The sequence below is a fragment of the Zunongwangia pacifica genome (assembly GCF_023499215.1).
Classification (GTDB): Bacteria; Bacteroidota; Bacteroidia; order Flavobacteriales; family Flavobacteriaceae; genus Zunongwangia; species Zunongwangia pacifica.
The window spans coordinates 100,173-120,342 of record NZ_JAKHSK010000010.1 but is presented as its reverse complement, the minus strand read 5'-3'; the positions used below and the strand labels follow the sequence as shown (position 1 = coordinate 120,342).

General features: G+C 37.4%; 16 protein-coding genes. 6 read left to right on the top strand and 10 right to left on the bottom strand.

What is annotated here, in order from left to right:
* Positions 1–143 precede the first annotated feature (143 nt).
* Together mdh and gyrB are read right to left on the bottom strand one after the other, a co-directional pair.
* Entirely contained in the window at positions 144–1,070 is a 927-nt protein-coding gene (mdh, locus tag L1967_RS08970) for a malate dehydrogenase (protein WP_249601324.1), read from the bottom strand.
* Between the two features lie 195 nt (positions 1,071–1,265).
* Complete coding sequence (gene gyrB / locus L1967_RS08965; protein WP_249601323.1) at positions 1,266–3,206, bottom strand: DNA topoisomerase (ATP-hydrolyzing) subunit B; 1,941 nt, start codon at positions 3,204–3,206, stop codon at positions 1,266–1,268.
* 479 nt (positions 3,207–3,685) lie between these two features.
* Between gyrB and L1967_RS08960 the strand changes: the two genes are divergently transcribed.
* Positions 3,686–4,246 carry a DUF2911 domain-containing protein gene (locus L1967_RS08960; RefSeq protein ID WP_249601322.1) on the top strand — a complete coding sequence of 187 codons (561 nt, stop codon included), beginning with the start codon at positions 3,686–3,688 and terminating at the stop codon, positions 4,244–4,246.
* A gap of 59 nt (positions 4,247–4,305) precedes the next feature.
* On the opposite strand, the gene L1967_RS08955 is transcribed toward L1967_RS08960, so the two are convergent.
* From L1967_RS08955 to L1967_RS08940, 4 genes are all read right to left on the bottom strand, one after another.
* Positions 4,306–4,938: a 7-carboxy-7-deazaguanine synthase QueE gene (locus L1967_RS08955; protein WP_249601321.1), complete on the bottom strand. Its 633-nt coding sequence runs from the start codon at positions 4,936–4,938 to the stop codon at positions 4,306–4,308.
* A gap of 65 nt (positions 4,939–5,003) precedes the next feature.
* Positions 5,004–5,678, bottom strand: coding sequence for an N-acetylmuramoyl-L-alanine amidase (locus tag L1967_RS08950; protein WP_249601320.1), 675 nt, complete (start codon positions 5,676–5,678; stop codon positions 5,004–5,006).
* Positions 5,653–7,044, bottom strand: coding sequence for a SusD/RagB family nutrient-binding outer membrane lipoprotein (locus L1967_RS08945; RefSeq protein WP_249601319.1), 1,392 nt, complete (start codon positions 7,042–7,044; stop codon positions 5,653–5,655). Before L1967_RS08945 ends, L1967_RS08950 begins: the two co-directional genes overlap by 26 nt.
* Positions 7,045–7,056: 12 nt before the next feature.
* A complete protein-coding gene (locus tag L1967_RS08940) occupies positions 7,057–10,239 on the bottom strand; it encodes a SusC/RagA family TonB-linked outer membrane protein (protein WP_249601318.1) in 3,183 nt (1,060 codons plus the stop codon).
* A gap of 158 nt (positions 10,240–10,397) precedes the next feature.
* On the opposite strand from L1967_RS08940, the gene L1967_RS08935 reads away from it, so the two are divergent.
* The 5 genes from L1967_RS08935 (at position 10,398) to L1967_RS08915 (ending at position 14,454) form a co-directional block, all read left to right on the top strand.
* The gene (locus L1967_RS08935; protein WP_249601317.1) at positions 10,398–11,708 is read left to right on the top strand and encodes a D-alanyl-D-alanine carboxypeptidase/D-alanyl-D-alanine-endopeptidase; all 1,311 of its coding nucleotides are present in this window, start codon (positions 10,398–10,400) and stop codon (positions 11,706–11,708) included.
* 20 nt (positions 11,709–11,728) lie between these two features.
* Complete coding sequence (locus L1967_RS08930; protein WP_249601316.1) at positions 11,729–12,784, top strand: S66 peptidase family protein; 1,056 nt, start codon at positions 11,729–11,731, stop codon at positions 12,782–12,784.
* A gap of 191 nt (positions 12,785–12,975) precedes the next feature.
* Positions 12,976–13,536, top strand: coding sequence for a hypothetical protein (locus tag L1967_RS08925; RefSeq protein ID WP_249601315.1), 561 nt, complete (start codon positions 12,976–12,978; stop codon positions 13,534–13,536).
* A 7-nt stretch (positions 13,537–13,543) separates the two neighbouring features.
* Entirely contained in the window at positions 13,544–14,152 is a 609-nt protein-coding gene (locus tag L1967_RS08920; RefSeq protein ID WP_249601314.1) for an inorganic diphosphatase, read from the top strand.
* A 92-nt stretch (positions 14,153–14,244) separates the two neighbouring features.
* Positions 14,245–14,454: a hypothetical protein gene (locus L1967_RS08915; RefSeq protein ID WP_249601313.1), complete on the top strand. Its 210-nt coding sequence runs from the start codon at positions 14,245–14,247 to the stop codon at positions 14,452–14,454.
* 180 nt (positions 14,455–14,634) lie between these two features.
* On the opposite strand, the gene ftsZ is transcribed toward L1967_RS08915, so the two are convergent.
* Genes ftsZ through murC form a run of 4 tightly spaced genes read right to left on the bottom strand, consistent with a single transcriptional unit; the run spans position 14,635 to position 20,170 of the window.
* Positions 14,635–16,719, bottom strand: coding sequence for a cell division protein FtsZ (gene ftsZ, locus L1967_RS08910; protein ID WP_249601312.1), 2,085 nt, complete (start codon positions 16,717–16,719; stop codon positions 14,635–14,637).
* A 36-nt stretch (positions 16,720–16,755) separates the two neighbouring features.
* Positions 16,756–18,105, bottom strand: coding sequence for a cell division protein FtsA (ftsA, locus tag L1967_RS08905; RefSeq protein WP_249601311.1), 1,350 nt, complete (start codon positions 18,103–18,105; stop codon positions 16,756–16,758).
* A gap of 3 nt (positions 18,106–18,108) precedes the next feature.
* Positions 18,109–18,825, bottom strand: coding sequence for a cell division protein FtsQ/DivIB (locus L1967_RS08900; protein ID WP_249601310.1), 717 nt, complete (start codon positions 18,823–18,825; stop codon positions 18,109–18,111).
* Positions 18,815–20,170 carry a UDP-N-acetylmuramate--L-alanine ligase gene (murC, locus tag L1967_RS08895; protein WP_249601309.1) on the bottom strand — a complete coding sequence of 452 codons (1,356 nt, stop codon included), beginning with the start codon at positions 20,168–20,170 and terminating at the stop codon, positions 18,815–18,817. The genes L1967_RS08900 and murC overlap by 11 nt, the downstream gene beginning before the upstream one ends.

Sequence of the window (20,170 nt, the reverse complement as noted above, 5' to 3'; positions counted from 1 at the left end):
TATATAGGTCTTTTTTAAAAACGGACAAATATAGCGTTTCAATAATGAAATCCCAATAAATTCTTTTTGAAAATTTTAACTTTTAAACATAAAAAAAAGCCACAAATTTTGTGGCTTTTTGCTTTATCGTCAAACATTACAGATTACAGCTCTAACAAACCGTTTGTCTTTTTCACACCTTCTGCACTTTCTTGAATCTTAGCTTTTTCAGCTTCATCCAGTTGAATCTCTACAATTTTTTCCAATCCGTCTTTACCTATAACGGCTGGAACTCCTATAGAAATATCGCTTAAACCATACTCACCTTCCAAGAAAGCTGAACATGGGAAGATTTTCTTTTGATCACAAGCAATAGCCTGAACTAATGCTGAAACTGCTGCACCGGGAGCATACCAAGCACTTGTCCCTAATAATTTGGTTAAAGTGGCTCCACCAACCTTAGTATCTTCTGCCACCTGATTTAAACGCTCTTCTGAAAGGAAAGCGGAAACAGGAACACTATTTCGGGTAGCTAATCTTGTAAGTGGTACCATTCCGGTATCACTGTGACCCCCAATTACCATCCCGTCTACATCTGAAATTGGAGCTTCCAAAGCTTCTGCCAGTCTATACTTAAAACGAGCACTATCTAATGCGCCCCCCATTCCGATGATCTTATTTTTTAGCAACCCGGTGGTCTTATGTACCAAATACGTCATCGTATCCATTGGGTTACTTACCACGATTAAGGTAACATCTGGCGAGTGCTTAATAAGGTTTCCTGCAACTTCTTTTACGATACCTGCATTAATACCAATAAGCTCTTCACGAGTCATCCCTGGTTTTCTTGGAATACCGCTGGTAATTACGGCCACATCACTTCCGGCAGTTTTAGAGTAGTCGTTTGTACTCCCTGTAATTTTAGTATCAAAACCATTTAAAGAAGCCGTTTGCATAAGGTCCATTGCTTTGCCTTCAGCATATCCTTCTTTAATATCTAATAAAACAACTTCTGAAGCGAAGTTTTTAATGGCAACATATTCAGCGCAGCTAGCACCTACTGCACCAGCTCCTACTACTGTAACTTTCATTTTATGAATTTATCGATTAATAACTATCCCAAAAATACGAATAATGAAAATGGTTTACTAATAAAGACCAGATAAATACTTAAAGACTATATCCCAATATTTGAAGAAATTGGATCTAAAAAAGGAAAAGACTATCACACATAAAAAAGCCCTGAAAAATTCCAGGGCTTTATCAAATTTTATATAAAATCAAGATTATGCATCAATATTGGCATATTTGGCATTTTTCTCGATAAACTCTCTACGTGGTGGAACTTCATCCCCCATTAGCATAGAGAAAATACGATCTGCTTCTCCACTATTATCAATAGTTACCTGGCGTAATTTTCTACGTTCAGGATCCATCGTGGTATCCCAAAGCTGCTCAGCATTCATTTCTCCAAGACCCTTATATCGCTGCACCTGAACTCCTCCGCTGTATTCATCAGCAATCTCATCACGCTCTTTTTCATTCCAGGCGTAACGCTTTTTGCTTCCTTTCTTCACTAAATAAAGTGGTGGTGTTGCGATATAAATATGCCCCTGTTCGATCAGCTCTTTCATATATCTAAAGAAGAACGTTAGGATCAGGGTTTCAATGTGACTACCATCGACATCCGCATCACACATAATTACAATTTTGTGATAACGCAACTTCGATAAGTTTAACGCCTTGCTATCTTCTTCTGTACCAATCGTAACTCCTAAAGCGGTATAAATATTTTTGATTTCTTCATTATCAAAAACCCGGTGGGACATTGCTTTCTCAACATTCAGAATTTTACCTCTAAGCGGCAAAATTGCCTGAAAATTACGATCTCGACCTTGTTTTGCCGTTCCACCTGCAGAATCTCCCTCTACAAGAAATACTTCACACTTTTTAGGGTCCTGCTCTGAGCAGTCTGATAATTTCCCGGGTAATCCACCAATACTCATCGCTGTCTTTCGCTGTACCATTTCACGGGCTTTTTTCGCAGCGTTACGTGCCTGAGCAGCAAGAATTACTTTTTGAACAATGGTTTTGGCATCATTAGGATTTTCTTCAAGGTAGTTTTCCAACATTTCTGAAACTGCCTGAGATACTGCTGAAGTCACCTCTCGGTTACCTAATTTTGTTTTCGTTTGCCCTTCAAACTGAGGCTCTGCAACTTTTACCGAAATAATCGCAGTTAGCCCTTCCCTAAAATCATCTCCGGTAACTTCAAATTTCACCTTATCAAGCAAGCCTGAAGCATCAGCATACTTTTTTAAAGTAGTGGTTAGCCCCCTTCTGAATCCAGAAAGATGCGTTCCACCTTCGTGGGTATTAATATTGTTTACATACGAATGAAGGTTTTCGTTAAAGGTATCATTATAAACCAAAGCTACCTCTACAGGAATACCGTTCTTTTCACCTTCCATGCTAATAACCTCAGCAATAATAGGCTCTCTTGTTCCATCCAAGAAACGTATAAATTCCTTTAACCCTTCTTCAGAATGAAATTCTTCTGAAAGAAATTCTCCCTTTTCATCCTTTTCTCTTTTATCGGTAAGAACAATTCTTATCCCTCGGTTAAGAAAAGCCAACTCTCGCATACGTTTGGCTAGAGTCTCATAACTATATTCTAAGGTTTGCTGAAAGATCGAAGGATCTGGCTTAAAGGTCACTATGGTACCACTAAGATCTGTTTCCCCAACAGGTTTCACAGGATATAATGGTTTTCCTATTTCATATTCCTGCTCCCAAACCTGGCCATCTCTATAAACGGTAGCTTTTAAGTGAGTAGACAGTGCATTCACACAACTTACCCCTACTCCGTGAAGACCTCCTGAAACCTTATAAGAATCTTTATCGAATTTTCCTCCCGCACCAATTTTGGTCATTACAACTTCTAATGCAGAAACTCCTTCTTTTTTATGAAGATCGATAGGTATACCACGACCGTTATCTTCTACAGTAATCGAATTATCTTCGTTTATGTCAACTTTAATAGCATCACAATGCCCGGCTAACGCTTCATCGATTGAGTTATCAACAACTTCATACACCAAATGATGCAATCCCCTTACACCAGTATCTCCAATATACATCGAAGGTCGCATACGAACATGCTCCATTCCTTCCAACGCCTGTATACTATCCGCCGAATACTTTTTCCCTTTGGCTTCTTCGCTCATATTATGTCAATTAAATTCGTCTCTTTTATGAATAACGAACAAATATAACAAAACGTTAATTTCTTTATGCCAATACCTAGCAACAAAGGCTTTAAGTTATCAACAATTTGTGCAAAAAAAGCCCATGACACGATTGGAAAATTCCAGGCGTCACGGGCATAACAAACCACACGTTTACTTTACTATTTTTAAGGCTTCACAGCGAATTGAAATAAACTAAAAATCAAACAAATTTTTAAGACTAATACTTAAAATTCGGGAACAAATATCGCTAAGAACTTACAGTTATTAAACTCTAACAGGTGTTTTAATTACATTTAAAAATAATAATCAAATAATTAAAAAGTCGTATCAACTTAATTTTCAATAATTGCCAAATTCACTTTACCAATGTAACTTCTTCAAATTTTAACAGCTTATAAACACACTAATTCTCAGTAGCTCTTATATTTACTCAAAACATAAATGATAACAGCGTTATGAAGAAATTACTGATATTAACCATTTTAGGATTAGGACTTAGTTTCCCTTCTGGACTTATGGCACAAACACAGGGGCCTAACTTTGCCAAAATGGATGTTAGTCCTATGGATATTGCCTTATACCGCAATGATAACAACGAACCCATCGCAAGGGTGATCTATAGCAGACCGCAAAAAAGAGATCGAGAAGTCTTTGGAAAACTGGTTCCTTATGGAGAAGTATGGAGAACAGGAGCAAACGAAGCTACTGAAATTACTTTCTATAAAGATGTAATGATTGCCAATGCTAAAGTAAATGCGGGCACTTATACATTATACTCCATTCCAGAAGAAAAAGAGTGGACCATTATTCTAAACAAAAAAACACTTACCTGGGGTGCGTACGAATATAGTGACGAATTGGATTTAGTGAGAATCAATGTACCGGTAAGACAAATGCAAAATCCTATAGATGCGCTATCCATGGCTTTTGAAAAAGATGAAAACGATAGTGCCAATCTACTTATTGGATGGGACAAAAGCTATGTAAAAATTCCAATTAAAGTTGCAAAAGAGTAGTAATAATAGCTTTCAAGAAAATCAAAAAAGCCGCTCTATTAAAAAGAGCGGCTTTTTATTTAAGGTATATTAAGATACTTATGTGTTTGTAATGAAACCTTCCATTTTGGGTTTCGCATCACATAATCCACTATAAGCGGAATCATCTTTTCGCGATTGCTCCATTCTGGCTGCAAATATAAAATACAATGTTCCCCTACCTGTGCCGCCTGTTCTTCAGCAAACTTAAAGTCATGCTTATTAAAGATAATCACTTTTAATTCGTTCGCTAAAGGATAAATTTCTGGTTCTGGTAATTTAATTTTCTTAGGAGACAAACAAATCCAGTCCCAAATTCCGGTAACAGGATAAGCACCAGAGGTTTCTATATGAATTTGGCAGCCTTGTTTTTTTAAACTCGACGTAAGCGTTGTCATATCCCAACTAAGCGGTTCCCCCCCGGTAACAACAATTGTCTTACTATATTTTACTGCAGTTTCTACAATCTGCCCAACAGGTGTTGGTGGGTGTAAACCGGCATCCCAGCTTTCTTTTACATCACACCAATGGCAACCTACATCACACCCACCTATTCTTATAAAATAAGCAGCAGTACCTTTATGGTACCCTTCTCCTTGTATGGTATAAAACTCTTCCATTAGCGGAAGCATTACCCCTCTATCTACCAGCTCCTGTGTCTCTTCTGTAATCATAGCCTGCAAAGATACGGAATCTTTGAATTTATGATACAAGCCATATACATAAATCTAAAAAACGCCTAGATTGCTCCTCTTAGTTTAAGATTTTTTGTAGCCGCCCTAACTTTATTCATAAAATCAACGCCTGGATCTATCTTATCGGTTCGATAGGTATCATCATTTTCTAACCATAAGTCTGAGCTTTCAAAATTTTTATACTCATAGTGTCCAATAAGATACACTATAGTTTCATATTTTGCCTTCAGATAATTCACCAGCCAGATATTAGATTTTAATTGCGCTTTTGTTAAAGGAGCATTTTTACCCCCAACATTTTCGACTCCTATAGCCACATGATTTAAGCCAATAACATGTCTTGCCATAAAAGTCTCTGGCATCAGTCTATAGATTTGACCATCCCTATCTACTAAAAACTGAGTAGAAACATTTAATGTACTTGCATCTTTTATCCCAGCTCTTGAGTCTGGCAAATGTACATCGTCAAATGCCTTAAACGATTCTTCAAAAGAAGGAATTGCCGTCCAGTGCAAAACGATCATTCTGGGCATGATAATTGGCTCTTCCTGCTTTATATCATAATGTGTTTCTAAATATTCTAAACTTAATTGCTTTCTCTCTTCTGAAAATTGAATTGGCTTATCGATAATTTCCTGTGAAAAAATTACCGATTTTATGGCAATATGAATCAGGAGAAATAATAGAATAGACTTATTGATCCCACCAAAGTTTCCCATAAATTAAATCTTCTCCGTTAAACTGTCTGCTTACCGCTTCTTCATAGTTATCTGAATTATTGAATGACTCATTACTTGGATAACTTAAGCGCAAAGGAATTTCAGCTCCATTAGGAGACTCAAAACCTATTGGAAAACCTGTTCTTCTCCATTCAGACCAGGCTTCGTAACCATGCATATATAAATGTACCCATCTTTGATTGGCTATACTTTCTATAGCATTCGCAGCGTCGAAAGCAACTTCTGGCTGACTTAGAAATGAGTCTATCCCTTCGCTGCTGCCCGTCCATTGCAAAAATGACTGTTCAATTGCCATATTATAGTTTTCTTCCGCGCTTTCTGCAACCCAGCCTCGCGCAGCGGCCTCAGCAATCGCAAAATAAACCTGAGCAGAAGTTACCAGGTAAACAGGAGCGTCCTGAGCATAAATATCTGAACCCAACAGAGAATATTCCTCGGTGCCTATAGATTCCTCTTCACCAAACTTAAGTCCTACAAACTCATCATTGGCTCTTGCAGGATTTCCATAAACTTGTAATCTTGGGTCATCAACAGGCAACATTTGCGCAACCAGCTTTTCAGTTAGTGCCCACCATTCTCTATTTTGGTTTACTACCTGTCCATACCAGTAATTTTGATTATTTGCTTCTGGCAAATGGTGATACATCAAATTATTTGCATTGTCTAAAATTACGCCATCGCTCAAGGCAGCAGTAAATTCTGTTTGAGCTAAATCAGGATCAACTTCAGATAATCTCAAAGCCATAAACAATCTAATCGTATTTGCCAGCATACGCCAGTTCTCCATATTCCCGTCGTATACGATATCATTATTAATACTTCCAGAAACCATCATAGAAGTTGCTTCTTTTAATTCTTCGAAAAGATCTAAATAAATCGACTCTTGTGTATCGTAAGCTGGAGTAAAATTCGCGGACCCCATTAAAGCTTCTGTATAGGGCACATCCCCCCAACGATCTGTAACATTCCAGTAAAAATAAGCCCTAAGAATTTTAGCTACCGCTACTTGATTATCAACAGGGCCTCCAACAGAACTCAAGTTCTCCCGATTATTTAAAACAGTTTGTAAATTTTCTAAAGGCCCCTGATAGTAGGTATAAAAACTTGTACTTTCCTGCGGATATAAAGAAGTTCCTACATACTGAGTTTCTGCTAAATATTGTGCAAGAAACTCACCCTTTGGCGATGAGGACAAACCTGGTAAATAAAGTTCTGCATTGGCTATTAACTGGGTACCTGAAGCCTGACTGGGCAAATTAGGATTGATATTTATATCCTCATCAAAATTATCGCAGCTTTGAAAAAGCAAAGCCAGAGATAGAATTATATATATGTTTTTCATCATTTTTATTTTTTCTTAAAATGTGATATTCAGATTAATTCCGTAAGATCTAACCGTAGCTAACTGTCCAGACTCATACCAGCTTATGGATTGCGAACCGGTAGAAATTGCTGAGGGATCAATACCGTCTGGTGCATTTTGCCAAATCATAGCAGGATTACGAGCAATGAAAGCCACATTAACAGAATCGAAAGGAAGTACCTCCATCATCTTTGCCCCAAAGGTATATCCTATTCTCACTTCGCTTAATTTTACGTACGAGGCATCGTATAACCACTCCTCATAAATTCTTCGACCTAAAACATTTCTATAATAAGAACGTGCATCTACAAAATTTTCTACCCGCTCACCGGTTTCCGCTGAAATTCCAGTGACTTTCACTCCTCCTCCATCTTCTAAAGGATCTCTAACATTCATCCCATTTTCATTGATTGCTACCGTCAAAGGATCCTGTCCTGTTCTAACCCCTAACATTTTTGAACGACTAAAAAACTGTCCCCCTCCCTGAAAATCGATCATCGCATTCAAGCTTAAATTTTTCCATCTAAAAGTATTTTGAAAACCCCCGGTAAAATCGGGCAAAACAGTTCCAAAATCGTAAGTAGCATCCGTATACAAAGGCATTCCGTTAGCATCGATCAAGATCTCACCTGTACTTTCATCTCTTTGATAAGCCTGTCCCACAAGACTACCAAAAGGCTTCCCTTCATAAGAATTCAAATAACTGGTAACGCTAGAATAAGTTGTAGAACCATAAGTATAAACATCGATACCTGGCGCTAGCTCTACTACTTTACTTTCATTTCGGCTTATATTAAAAATCACATCCCAGCTAAAATCATTCGTTTTAATTGGTTTTCCAGATAAACTAATTTCTATACCATCATTTTCAATTAATCCGGCATTAATAGTACTAGATTCATACCCACTGGCTCCAGAAACATCTAAGCTTATGATCTGGTTTTTATTTCGTTGCTTATAATATGTAAAATTTAGTCCCAATCTATTACCAAAAAACTGTAGATCCAATCCGGTTTCGTAAGAGTGAGAGAATGAAGGTTTAATATCAGGATTATTTAAATTATCTGGAACATATAAGGTATTTATACCATCGTAAACAGTTCCTACGCCATAAGCCAATGTAGTTCTATATGGACTTAAATCTGAACCTGCCTGCGCATAACTTGCTCGAAACTTAGCAAATGACAAGGCATCCCAATTTATTAGCTCACTAAATACCAAACTACCAGAGATTGAAGGATACCAGTACGAATTATTATCTTCTGGCAAGGCCGAAGAATTATCATTTCTAATAGAGGCATCTAAGAAATAAGTATCCAAATAACCTAAAGAAACCATAGCAAAAAGACTACGTATTTGTTTCTCTAACTTATATGATGTTGTAGATGGACGGTCTATAGAAGCATCAATATTATAAAATCCAGGAGCAGAAAGCCCGCCGGCGGTTGCTTGCGACAAATACGAATAATTTCTATTATATATATTTCCACCAAGTGTTCCATCTATAGAAATATCTCCTACTTTCTTGTTATACTGCGCAAGTAATTCATAATTCCATTCTTTATTTTGATATTTCCCTACAAAATATGCCGGCAAACCCGTACCACCAAATGCAGTACGATTTTCGATATTTTGAGTATACATATCAGATCTAATAGCGCCTCTTATCTCTAAATCTGGCAAGATCTTATAACTTAAAGTGACATCCCCAAAAAACCGATCTCTACTATCATTCGATAAATTCTCGTATGCATTAAAATAAGGATTGTTCCAGTACAAAGGATCAAAATTTGTAATTTCACCTGTATCAGAATCTGGTCTTCTTAAATTCCAATGCAATATTGTTCCATCGTCATATTTATAATCCCTTAACCTATCCATATCCAGATTTCTTTGAAACCACTGGTTAAGATAAGCTGCCCCATCCTCAGAACCTTGCCCAGGCCTTTGAGCTTCATTTCTGGCATAATTGATATTAGTAGAAACTGTTAGGTTTTCTGCTAAATCTAAACTTGCACTCAACCCAAGATTATTCCTTTTAAGCTCTGTATTTGGCTCTACTCCTTCAATTCGAGTATCGTTAAGACTTAAGCGATATGTTGTGTTTTTATTTCCTCCAGACACCGTAACTCCATTATTCAGGTTTACTCCCGTTTCATAATAATTTTCAATATTATCTGGATGCGGTACAAATGGCGTTAACTGCCCATAAGTAGGATCTTGCGGATAAAAACTAAATACCTGCCGTACAGGGGTGCCGTCCATTCTAGGCCCCCAACTTTCATCTACACTTAGATCCACATAAGGATCTCCATTAGGTAAGGTTCTAAATGTTTGACTAGATCCTCCTCCATACATATTTTGCTTCGGAAGAAAATTACCTGCAAATTCTAACATCAAAGAAGAATTTACCTGAACTCTAACTTCTTTTGGCCCTTTTTTACCCTTTTTGGTAGTAATCATAATTACACCGTATTGCCCTCTAATACCATACAATGCTGAAGCTGCCGGACCTTTCAAAACATTTACAGATGCTATATCACTAGGATTTATATCCTGAGCGAGGTTCCCATAATCTGCACCTGAACTGCCAGAGAAATTACTATTTGAAATAGGCGTACCATCGACAACAATTAAAGGTTCATCTCCTCCATTAATAGAATTCACCCCTCTAATTTTAATTTTCTGGGTTCCCCCCATACTTGCTCCTGAAGAGCCTGTTACCTGAACACCAGCAACCCTTCCTGATAACGTTCCCAGAACATTTTGTTGATTTGTGATGTTTAAATCTTCCCCTTCAACTTCCTGCGTCGCATAACCTAAAGACTTTTTATCCCTGGAAATCCCTAATGCCGTCACAACGACCTCACCAAGGCTTTCAGTATCCTGAACCAAACTCACGTTGAGTTCTTCTTGCCCATCAATTTTAATTTCCTGACTTACAAAACCGATTGCAGAAAATACCAAAATAGAATTTGGTAAGACTTCTAAACTATATCTACCTTGCATGTCTGTAACGGCACCATTACTGGTTCCCTTTACAATGACATTTACTCCCGGCAAAGGCATACTATCCTCTGCGACTATTACCGTTCCAGAAATAATCTGATTTTGCGCAAAAAAAGTAGTAGTAAACATTAAGCCCAAAAGAGCTAAAAGAGTTATTTTTTTCTCCATTCCTTTTGTGTTAAATTTTGAACTTACTAGAATAAATATACGTACTTTATGATTTTATTCACATTTATTCCGGGAATTAAACACACATTTAATAAATAATGATTTAAAATGAACCTAGAACTTAAAATCCCTATTTTAAAACATTAGAATTTAACAAAATGCAAATTAAGATTAACCACATTATTTTTTTACTCTCCCTTTTCTGCTTTAGCTGTGCATCAATAAAAACCACTAAAAATATCAATCAGGTTTTTGAAAACTCGCCAGCTTTTCAACAAGGCTTTGCAGGGCTTGTTATTTACGACCCAGAAAATGACAAGACGATATTCGATAAAAACGGAGATAAATATTTTACCCCGGCATCAAATACCAAATTATTTACATTCTATACAGCTCTTAAGATTCTTGGGGATTCTATACCAAGCATAAAGTACGCAACTTATGGCGACAGTCTTATTTTTAAAGGCACCGGCGACCCTGGTTTTCTTTATGCCGAATTCGATTCTCAGAATACACTCGATTTTTTACGAAAATCAGATAAAAAACTGTTTTTACTTTCCCCTAATTTTACTGAAACCAAATTTGGCCCCGGTTGGGCGTGGGATGATTATAATGATTACTATTCAGCAGAAAGAAACGCATTTCCGCTCTACGGCAATGTAGTTGAATTCCTATTTAAAAATGGTCAAAATTTACCCAATAGCTATCCGGCTATTTTTAAAGATTCCATTTCTACTGAAGCTACCCAAAATTTAGGAACAGGAGTTTATCGGGATTTCGACGCGAACATCTTCAGGGTAAAAAACATCAAAAGAAATGAAGGGAGTACTCGACTGGTACCTTTTATTACTTCTGAATTTACTTCGGCTAAATTATTAAGTGACACGCTGCACAAAGAAGTTATGATTTTGCATCAAAAACCTGAAAATGTAGATTTAAAGCATATTATTTACAATACCGCTTCAGATAGCTTGTATAAAAAAATGCTTCAGGATAGTGACAATTTTATTGCAGAGCAGCTTTTATTGGTTTCCGCAGGGAAAATTTCAGACACATTAAAGACCAATATCGCCATAAATTATGCTCAGAAAAACCTGTTAAGTGATCTTCCTGATAACATAAACTGGTATGACGGCTCTGGTCTAACCCGTTATAATCTTTTTACACCGCGCAGTGTGGTAAAACTAATTTCAAAAATCACCAATGAAATTGGCAAAGATAGATTTAAAGCCCTGTTACCCGCCAGTGGTGAATCTGGCACGCTTAAAAATTCTTATAAAGCCAGTAAACCTTATATTTACGCTAAAACGGGATCGCTTAGAAATAATCATTCGCTAAGCGGACTACTAATTACCAAAAGCGGAAAAACCTTATATTTTAGTTTTATGAACAGTAACTACACCGTTGCTAGTACGCAGCTTAAAAAAGCCATGGAAGAAATTTTGGCCACTGTTCGCGATCAATACTAATATTAGAAACACTCATCATCATGCAAAGACGCAAATTTTTACAAAATATAGGTCTAAGCAGCCTTGCTATTCCTTTAAGCTCGTATGCTACCACAAATTTCCACGAAAGTTACAAGACTGAAAATATCATTAAACCAAAAGCTTTAAAAGAAGGTGACACGATAGGAATTGTAAGTCCCGCAAGTGCTATTTTTGAAACCGAACCTTATCAAATCGCTAAAGAGTCTTTTGAAGCCATGGGGCTAAAGGTTAAGTTTGGCGAATTTGTAAAAAACAGATATGGTCACTTAGCGGGTACAGATAAAGAAAGGGCTGGCGAATTAAATGCTATGTTTAAAGATAAATCTGTAGATGCGATTATCGCCTTACGCGGTGGTTCGGGTTCAGCAAGGATTTTAGAACTTCTGGATTATGATGCTATAAAAGCGAATCCAAAGATCTTTATTGGCTACAGCGATATTACCGCTTTACATTTGGCCATTTTCGAAAAAACAGGTTTGGTAACTTTTCATGCTCCGGTTGCCGTTTCTACATGGAATACTTTTAGCGTTTCCCACCTAAAAGCTATTCTATTCAATAAAGAAAGTCCACTGTTAGAAAATCCAAAATCAATTGGCGATAATCTCACCCAAATTTCCAATCGTATACGTACCATTACGCCCGGAACCGTAAAAGGCAGATTATTAGGCGGAAACCTATCGGTATTAACCGGGATTATGGGAAGCGAATATTTTCCAAAAGACTGGAGCAACAACATCCTTTACATCGAAGATGTTGGCGAAAAAGTATATGCTATAGATCGCATGATGACGCAGCTAGAGCTTGGCGGTGTTTTTAAGCAAATTAAAGGTTTTGTTTTTGGTAAATGTACCGAATGTGATCCCGGCGGAAGCGGCTATGGCAGTTTAACCTTAGAAGAAGTATTAGATCATTATATTAAACCTTTGGGCATTCCGGCTTTTAGCGGCGCCATGATTGGGCATATAGACGATAATAGCACAATCCCAAACGGAATTGAAGCCAAAACAGATGCCGATGCAGGAACAATTCAATTACTGGAAGCAGCCGTAATCTAACTGCATACTAAAAAATTCTTTTCCCGCAATTACAAGGTATTGTTTACTTTTATAAAAAATTAAGAAATCTAATTCGGTTGAATTTCAGGAAAATTAGTAGGTATTTTTTAATCCATAAATACCAAAAATCAAGTTTTTCCGTTAATCCACATACGCCAAATTCAACAAATAGAAAAATAACCAAAATAACTATGAAGAAACATTTATTGGCAATTTTCACTTTAACTGCCATCATACTTACTTCCTGTCAAAAAGATGAAGACAATCCTTTTTTGATTACCGCAACACAGGTTGGTAAATTAAAAAAAGATATTAAAATCAATCAGCTAGATTCGTTATACCACGAAGATTCTCTGGTAAAAGAAACCAGCAGCCCAATGCAATTAAGAGCGTCTAATGAGATTAAGGTTTTCGAAAAAGGCGGTGATGCATTACTTATTTTAGAACCTGCGGTAGAATTTGATACTACCAGTACTATTGGCTATATACGCGTTTTAGACCCAAGATTTAAAACCAAAGCGGGTTTAAATACGGCAAGTACTTTTAAAGATATTGTAGAAAATTATAAAATTTCGAGAATAGAAAACACGATTAGTTCGGCTGTGGTATTTCTAGATGAAATAAATGCTTACATCACCATCGATAAAAAAGAATTACCAACCAGTTTACGCTACGATACCGATACAAAGATTAGATCTTCACAAATTCCAGATGATGCCAAATTCAAGTATTTTATGATCTACTGGGATTAGTAAAACAATGATGCAAAAAATAAAGATTCTCATATACTGTAGTCTATTTACCGCTTTTAGCTGTAACAATAAACCAGATTATGAGAATCTTCCTTTAAAAGACAATAACGGAAACTATCAGGCCGTAGTCGAAATCCCTTTGGGCACCAATCTTAAAATCGAGTTTGATCCCTCCTTACAGAAATTTATTCCAGACCAACGAAATGGGATTGATAGGATTATAGAATTTCTTCCTTATCCCGGCAATTACGGTTTTATTCCTTCAACTTATTCAGATCCCGATAAAGGTGGCGATGGCGGTGCTTTAGATGTGCTTATTTTAGGACAATCTGTAAAAACAGGAGAGATTCTCCCCATAAAACCCATAGCGGTTTTAAAATTACTGGATGAAGGCGAGCAGGATGATAAGATTATCGCCGTACCTGCGCTAAAAAAAGATCAAATTTTTAAAGCTGAATCTTATAAAGTTTTCCTAAACAATTATCCTGAAGCTAAAGAAATCATTGAGCTTTGGTTTTTAAGCTATGACAAAGATAATAGCCTGAAAATAAAAGGATGGGAAGATGAAAATGCGGCAATACTCCAAATTCAAAAATGGGCCAAACCATCGAAATAGATATTTCTAAAAATCCTTACAATTTGTTAATTAAAAACTGAATATCAGTTATTTATATAAATTAGTGCAACAATTAACCAAAATCGACAATTATGATTAAGATTTTTGCACTTATAATGACCGTAGGCGGTGCGATTGCACTGGTAATGGGAATACTAGGCATCTTTGGAAGCCTTGCTTTAGCATTAAGCCCCTGGGCTTTAAGCATTATTGGTTTTATCTTCTTTTTAGCAGGTATTAGCCTTCTTAAATACAGAAAGGACACCGATGTGATCCAGGCCGAGAACAAAAGAGATTTATAATCGCAGTTTTAATACAAAAAGAAAGAGGCTGTCTAAAAACTCAATTTTAGTCAACCTGAACTTGTTTCAGGTTCTCATAACGATTTTTAAATCAATGAGATGAGATTCTGAAACAAGTTCAGAATGACGTTTTTGGATGTTTTTAGACAGCCTCTTCTTCATTTATAAATAATTGGTTATTTAGTCTACATTATCATGTAAGAACGAATTATTTCTTCTAAACTGAAGATCATTATTCTCGTCCCGACCTAAACTGGTTCGGGACATTTTATTCTCACCGTAATTAGTGCTATCCAGATCTATCCCGGCTCTTTTATATGCCGGTTGCTTTTCGATTTCTTCAATCTGGGAAGCATTACTCCTAAACTTATAATTAAACTCCTTCATTTTAGCGCGACGCTCGGCTGCACGTTCTACCACATGCTCTGGAATTGGATTATTAAAAGGATTTTCATCCTGCTCCTCTTCCCTTTTTGGGGTTGGCTGCACCGTGCGCTTCTCAAAAGCAATCGTTTCATCTTTGGGCGCTTCTTTCTCTTGCTTTTTTGCAGGCTTAGAGTTTTCTAACTGCTGCTCGAATTCCATATAATCATCAAGGCTATATCTTTTCACCGTTCCGTCGATAGAATTCTCGGTAGCAGGAATAACTTCTACCGGCTCGTTTACTTCAATATTTTTCGCCTCATAGTTTGGCTCTTCAGCATCATCGGTATTCAGCACATGCCTTTTTACCGTTTCCTGCTTAGGCGCTTCTTTAACCTCTGGCTTTGGAGTCTCAGCTTTTGGTTGCGCAGGTTTTTTTTCTTCCTGATTTATTGGAAAATCGAACGTGAACATAAATTGTTCTTCATCATTTTCCTCTTCCTCCATCGCTACTTCATCAACTTCTGCATTGGTATCGTTAATCACAAAATCTTCTGGATTTACCTCATCATAAAACACATCCATGTTATATGCTGAAGGAGGAGTATAAAGATCTGGATCTTTAGCAGGGGTGGATTGCACTTCTTTCACCTCAACTTTAGGCTCTGGTTGAACTTCTGCCTTAAATTCCTGCTTTGGAGTTTCAGGTTTCGGAGCTTCAACTTCATCCAAATTTTCATCTAAAGTGTGGACAATCTTTTTAGGTTGCTCCTGTTCTGTCTTCTCCTCTGGCAAAGGTAATTCGGTAAAAGAATTACCGGTATTCTTACGATTAGAAGGGAACTCATGTTCTGCTTTTTGCTCATCTTCTAGCGTATGGATAATCTTTTTAGTTTCAGTATTGGTAATTTCATCCTGCTGCTCTACATTAAAACCAGTTGCAATGATAGTAACAGAAATCGCACCTTCTAAAGATTCGTCTTCACCAACCCCCATAATGATGTTGGCACTGTGACCAGCTTCTGCCTGAATATGGTCGTTAATTTCACCAATCTCATCAATAGTAATTTCTTCGGAACCGGAAACAATTAATAGCAATACATTTTGAGCACCGGTAATTTTATTATCATTTAATAATGGTGAATCTAAAGCTTTGGCAATAGCATCCTGAGCTCTATTTGCTCCTGAAGCCGATGCAGATCCCATAATTGCAGTACCACTATTACTCAACACGGTTTTAGCATCTCTAAGGTCAATGTTTTGAGTATAGTGATGCGTTATAACCTCAGCAATACCACGAGAAGCGGTTGCTAAAACCTCATCTGCTTTAGAGAAACCAGCTTTAAAACCTAAGTTTCCATAGACTTCACGAAGCTTATTATTATTAATCACAATTAAAGAATCTACATGAGAACGGAGTTTCTCGACCCCTCTTTGTGCCTGTTCATTTCTCATCCTACCTTCAAACTGAAAAGGAATAGTTACGATACCCACCGTAAGAATATCCATTTCCTTAGCCTGTTTTGCGATGACCGGAGCGGCACCAGTACCGGTTCCTCCTCCCATACCTGCGGTTATAAATACCATTTTGGTATTTACATCGAGCATATTTTTAATCTCGTCAAAACTTTCTACTGCGGCCTGTTCTCCAATTTCAGGATTTGCTCCCGCTCCAAGTCCTTCGGTAAGGCTTACTCCCAACTGGATCTTATTAGGAACAGTACTGTTTTCCAATGCCTGCGCATCGGTATTACAGATTACAAAATCTACTCCTTTAATCCCTAATTGGAACATGTGGTTAATAGCATTACTACCGCCACCACCTACACCAATAACTTTGATCACGTTCGATTGATTTTTAGGTAAATCGAATGAAATGTCTCCGAATTCTGTATTGCTCATAAATTCAATTTTACTGGTTCTCTATTGTGCTATGTATTACTCTGCGTTATCTAAAAAATCTTTGAACTTTTCTGCCCATTTATCGAAAATACTTTTTCGGGGCTTAGGCTGTTCTACCTGTACTTGCGGCTCTTCTTTTTCTCTTTCAGCCTCTACCTCTTCATCTACAGGCATTGGCTCTGGTTCTTTTTCCTTAAGAACGGCTTCTTCCTGAAAATTACTTTTACTGGTTTCTAAACTATTCATCACCAATCCTACCGCTGTTGCGTACATCGGGCTGGTCGTCTCACTATCATTATTTCCTGCCAGATGTTCGTTAGGAAAACCTATTCTGGTATCCATTCCGGTGATATACTCTACCAGTTGCTTAAGATGCTTTAACTGTGCACCTCCACCTGTTAACACAAGACCACCGATCAGTTTTTTCTTCTGATCTTCGTGTCCGTAATTTTTTATTTCTAAATACACCTGTTCGATAATTTCAACCACACGCGCGTGAATAATTTTCGACAGGTTTTTAAGCGTAATTTCTTTTGGCTCCCTTCCTCGTAATCCAGGAATAGAAACAATCTCGTTATCCTTATTCTCACCAGGCCATGCCGATCCAAATTTGATCTTCAACAATTCTGCCTGCTTTTCAATAATCGAGCAGCCTTCTTTTATATCTTCTGTAATTACATTTCCTCCAAAAGGAATCACTGCTGTATGTCTAATAATGCCATCTTTAAAAATCGCAAGATCTGTGGTACCGCCACCTATGTCGATTAGCGCCACACCAGCTTCTTTCTCTTCCTGACTAAGGACTGCATTCGCTGAAGCCAAAGGCTCTAAGGTTACAGCTGAAAGATCTAAACCTGCACTCTTCACGCAGCGACCAATATTTCTTATGGAAGAAACCTGACCAACAACTACATGAAAATTTGCTTCAAGGCGACCACCATACATCCCGATAGGCTCTTTAATTTCTGCCTGCCCATCTACTTTATATTCCTGCGGAAGCACATGAATAATCTCCTCCCCTGGCAACATTACCAGTTTATGTACCTGATTGCATAAACTATGAATATCCTCTGCATCGATAACCTCTTCAGGGTTTGGCCTGGTGATATAATCACTGTGCTGTAAACTTCTTATATGCTGCCCGGCAATCCCAACAACTACATCTTTAATCTTTTGCCCAGAATCTGCTTCAGCTTCCTGAATGGCCTGCTGTATAGATTGAATGGTCTGCGTAATATTATTTACAACACCACGGTGCACACCAAGGCTCCTGGACTTACCAATCCCAACGATCTCTACTTTACCATACTCATTCTTCTTGCCAATCATGGCAACAATCTTTGTCGTCCCTATATCTAATCCTACTGCAATATCATTTTGCTCCATATCTTACTTTTTAGTGCATACAACCTGATTACCAAACTGTAGATTCACTCTTTTATAGGTATCTAACTTTTTATCTTTTAATGCTTTTTTATAAAATGCCTTGAAATTATTGAATTTCAATTCTATATTTTTAATCTCTCCAAAATACACTACAAAATCTGTTTTTCGCAGTTTCAGCTCATATCGCCCGTTGTCTAGACGTTGGATAGTTGTAATATGCTTACTTAAAAAAGGATCATTTTTTATGTAGCTCATCAACGGATAAGCCTTCAAAATATTAGATTCATTAAAACCTAACATAAGAGGCACCCTTGCTGAAAAATTTTCTGAAAGCGGCATTACCTCTCCGTTTTTATCCAGATAAAATGAAGTATTCCCAACGGCTCTTCCAATAGGTTTACGCTGCGTCACGATTGCTGAAAGTTTCCCGTCCAATTTTAGGAAAACCTCAGCATTTTCGATCATATCATGACTGTTAAGCAGTGTCTCTACCTTATTCAAATCTAAAGTTTCCTGCCCCAAGTTTTCGTTGGTCGCTTCATTTTGTATCAACAACTTATTAACCGCATCTACAGTAACATACAGGTTTTCGTTATCTGTAAAATGAACTTCAGCACCTATCAATTTTCGTTGACTATGCCTTTTTTCAGCAAAGCCAAATAAAAAGGCCACCAAAGCGAGTAAAAGCACAAATTTTATGTAACCTAATTTAGATTTCATCTTCCAGGGCTCTTTTTACGGTTTCAACTTCGTTTCCTATATCTCCGGCGCCAAGCATTAAAATAACCTTAGCTTTAGATTTAGTGATTTTGGCCGTTAATTCTTCTCGTTTTACCAAGTGTTTATTTGGGTTATCGATTTTTTCTAACAACCACTGGGAATCTACCCCTTCAATCGGCTTTTCTCTGGCCGGATAGATATCCATAAGCATGACCTCATCAAATTGTGATAATTTTTCAGCAAATTCATCGACAAAATCTCTGGTCCTGCTAAATAAATGTGGCTGAAAAACAACCAAATTGGTCATTTTGGGATACACTTCTTTTACCGCTTCAAAAACTGCATTAATCTCGGCCGGATGATGCGCATAATCATCGATTAAAACTTTTTGATCCGTCTTAATTTTATAAGAAAATCTCCTTCTTATTCCTTTAAAATCCTGTAGCGCCTGGCTTAGCTGATTGGCTGGGCTACCGTACTCTAGCGCCATAGCCAATGCTGTTACAGCATTTAAGACATTGTGTCTACCTGGTAGGTTAAGAAGAAATCCTTCGATAACTTCAGTAGGCGTTTTAAGATCAAAATGATAACTTCCGCCTACTATTTTTATGTTGATTGCTGAAAAATCAGCATCATCTTCAATTCCAATTGTTTTCCCTTCAAGCGGAAGTCCGTTCTTCACGAAAAGCGTTCCATCTTCAGGAAGCAAGGCTGCAAAGGCTTTAAATGAAGCCTGCAAATGTTCATTTACACCATAGATATCCAGATGATCGGCATCCATAGAGTTTATGGCGGCGATATTTGGTGACAGATGAAGAAAAGAGCGATCAAACTCATCAGCTTCAGCAACAATTACTTCATCTCCCTTCAAAATTAAATTACTCTGTATATCCTCACTTACTCCGCCCAAAAATGCGGTTACCGGCGCATTGGTTTCTTTTAATAAATGTGCTAAAATTGCCGTGGTGGTGGTTTTACCATGGGTACCTGCAACAGCAAGGGTAAAACGATTACTACTAATCAAGCCTAGTACCTCGGCACGCTTTTTTAAGATAAATTGTTCTTCAATAAAATATTGATATTGCACATTCTCCTTAGGAACTGCAGGAGTATATACGACCAGTGTTTTTTCTGAATCTTTAAATTGCTGCGGAATTTCACTAATATCGTCCTGAAAAGTCACTAAAATACCTTCAGCCTCCAGTTCTTTGGTAAGCACTGAAGCTGTCTTATCGTAACCAGCAACATTTTTACCCTGGGATTTAAAGAAACGCGCCAGCGCACTCATCCCGATACCGCCAATACCGATAAAATAATAGTTTTGTATGTGACTTAAAGTATTCAA

What these genes read in the sequence shown, in the direction of transcription:
- L1967_RS08915 (WP_249601313.1), top strand. Translation starts at nt 14,245, where the DNA reads ATGATTAAGATTTTTGCACTTATAATGACCGTAGGCGGTGCGATTGCA.
- L1967_RS08950 (WP_249601320.1), bottom strand. Translation starts at nt 5,678, where the DNA reads ATGGGAAACTTTGGTGGGATCAATAAGTCTATTCTATTATTTCTCCTG.
- L1967_RS08900 (WP_249601310.1), bottom strand. Translation starts at nt 18,825, where the DNA reads ATGAAATCTAAATTAGGTTACATAAAATTTGTGCTTTTACTCGCTTTG.
- gyrB (WP_249601323.1), bottom strand. Translation starts at nt 3,206, where the DNA reads ATGAGCGAAGAAGCCAAAGGGAAAAAGTATTCGGCGGATAGTATACAG.
- L1967_RS08920 (WP_249601314.1), top strand. Translation starts at nt 13,544, where the DNA reads ATGATGCAAAAAATAAAGATTCTCATATACTGTAGTCTATTTACCGCT.
- ftsA (WP_249601311.1), bottom strand. Translation starts at nt 18,105, where the DNA reads ATGGAGCAAAATGATATTGCAGTAGGATTAGATATAGGGACGACAAAG.
- L1967_RS08930 (WP_249601316.1), top strand. Translation starts at nt 11,729, where the DNA reads ATGCAAAGACGCAAATTTTTACAAAATATAGGTCTAAGCAGCCTTGCT.
- L1967_RS08960 (WP_249601322.1), top strand. Translation starts at nt 3,686, where the DNA reads ATGAAGAAATTACTGATATTAACCATTTTAGGATTAGGACTTAGTTTC.
- L1967_RS08945 (WP_249601319.1), bottom strand. Translation starts at nt 7,044, where the DNA reads ATGATGAAAAACATATATATAATTCTATCTCTGGCTTTGCTTTTTCAA.
- L1967_RS08955 (WP_249601321.1), bottom strand. Translation starts at nt 4,938, where the DNA reads ATGATTACAGAAGAGACACAGGAGCTGGTAGATAGAGGGGTAATGCTT.
- L1967_RS08940 (WP_249601318.1), bottom strand. Translation starts at nt 10,239, where the DNA reads ATGGAGAAAAAAATAACTCTTTTAGCTCTTTTGGGCTTAATGTTTACT.
- mdh (WP_249601324.1), bottom strand. Translation starts at nt 1,070, where the DNA reads ATGAAAGTTACAGTAGTAGGAGCTGGTGCAGTAGGTGCTAGCTGCGCT.
- L1967_RS08925 (WP_249601315.1), top strand. Translation starts at nt 12,976, where the DNA reads ATGAAGAAACATTTATTGGCAATTTTCACTTTAACTGCCATCATACTT.
- L1967_RS08935 (WP_249601317.1), top strand. Translation starts at nt 10,398, where the DNA reads ATGCAAATTAAGATTAACCACATTATTTTTTTACTCTCCCTTTTCTGC.
- ftsZ (WP_249601312.1), bottom strand. Translation starts at nt 16,719, where the DNA reads ATGAGCAATACAGAATTCGGAGACATTTCATTCGATTTACCTAAAAAT.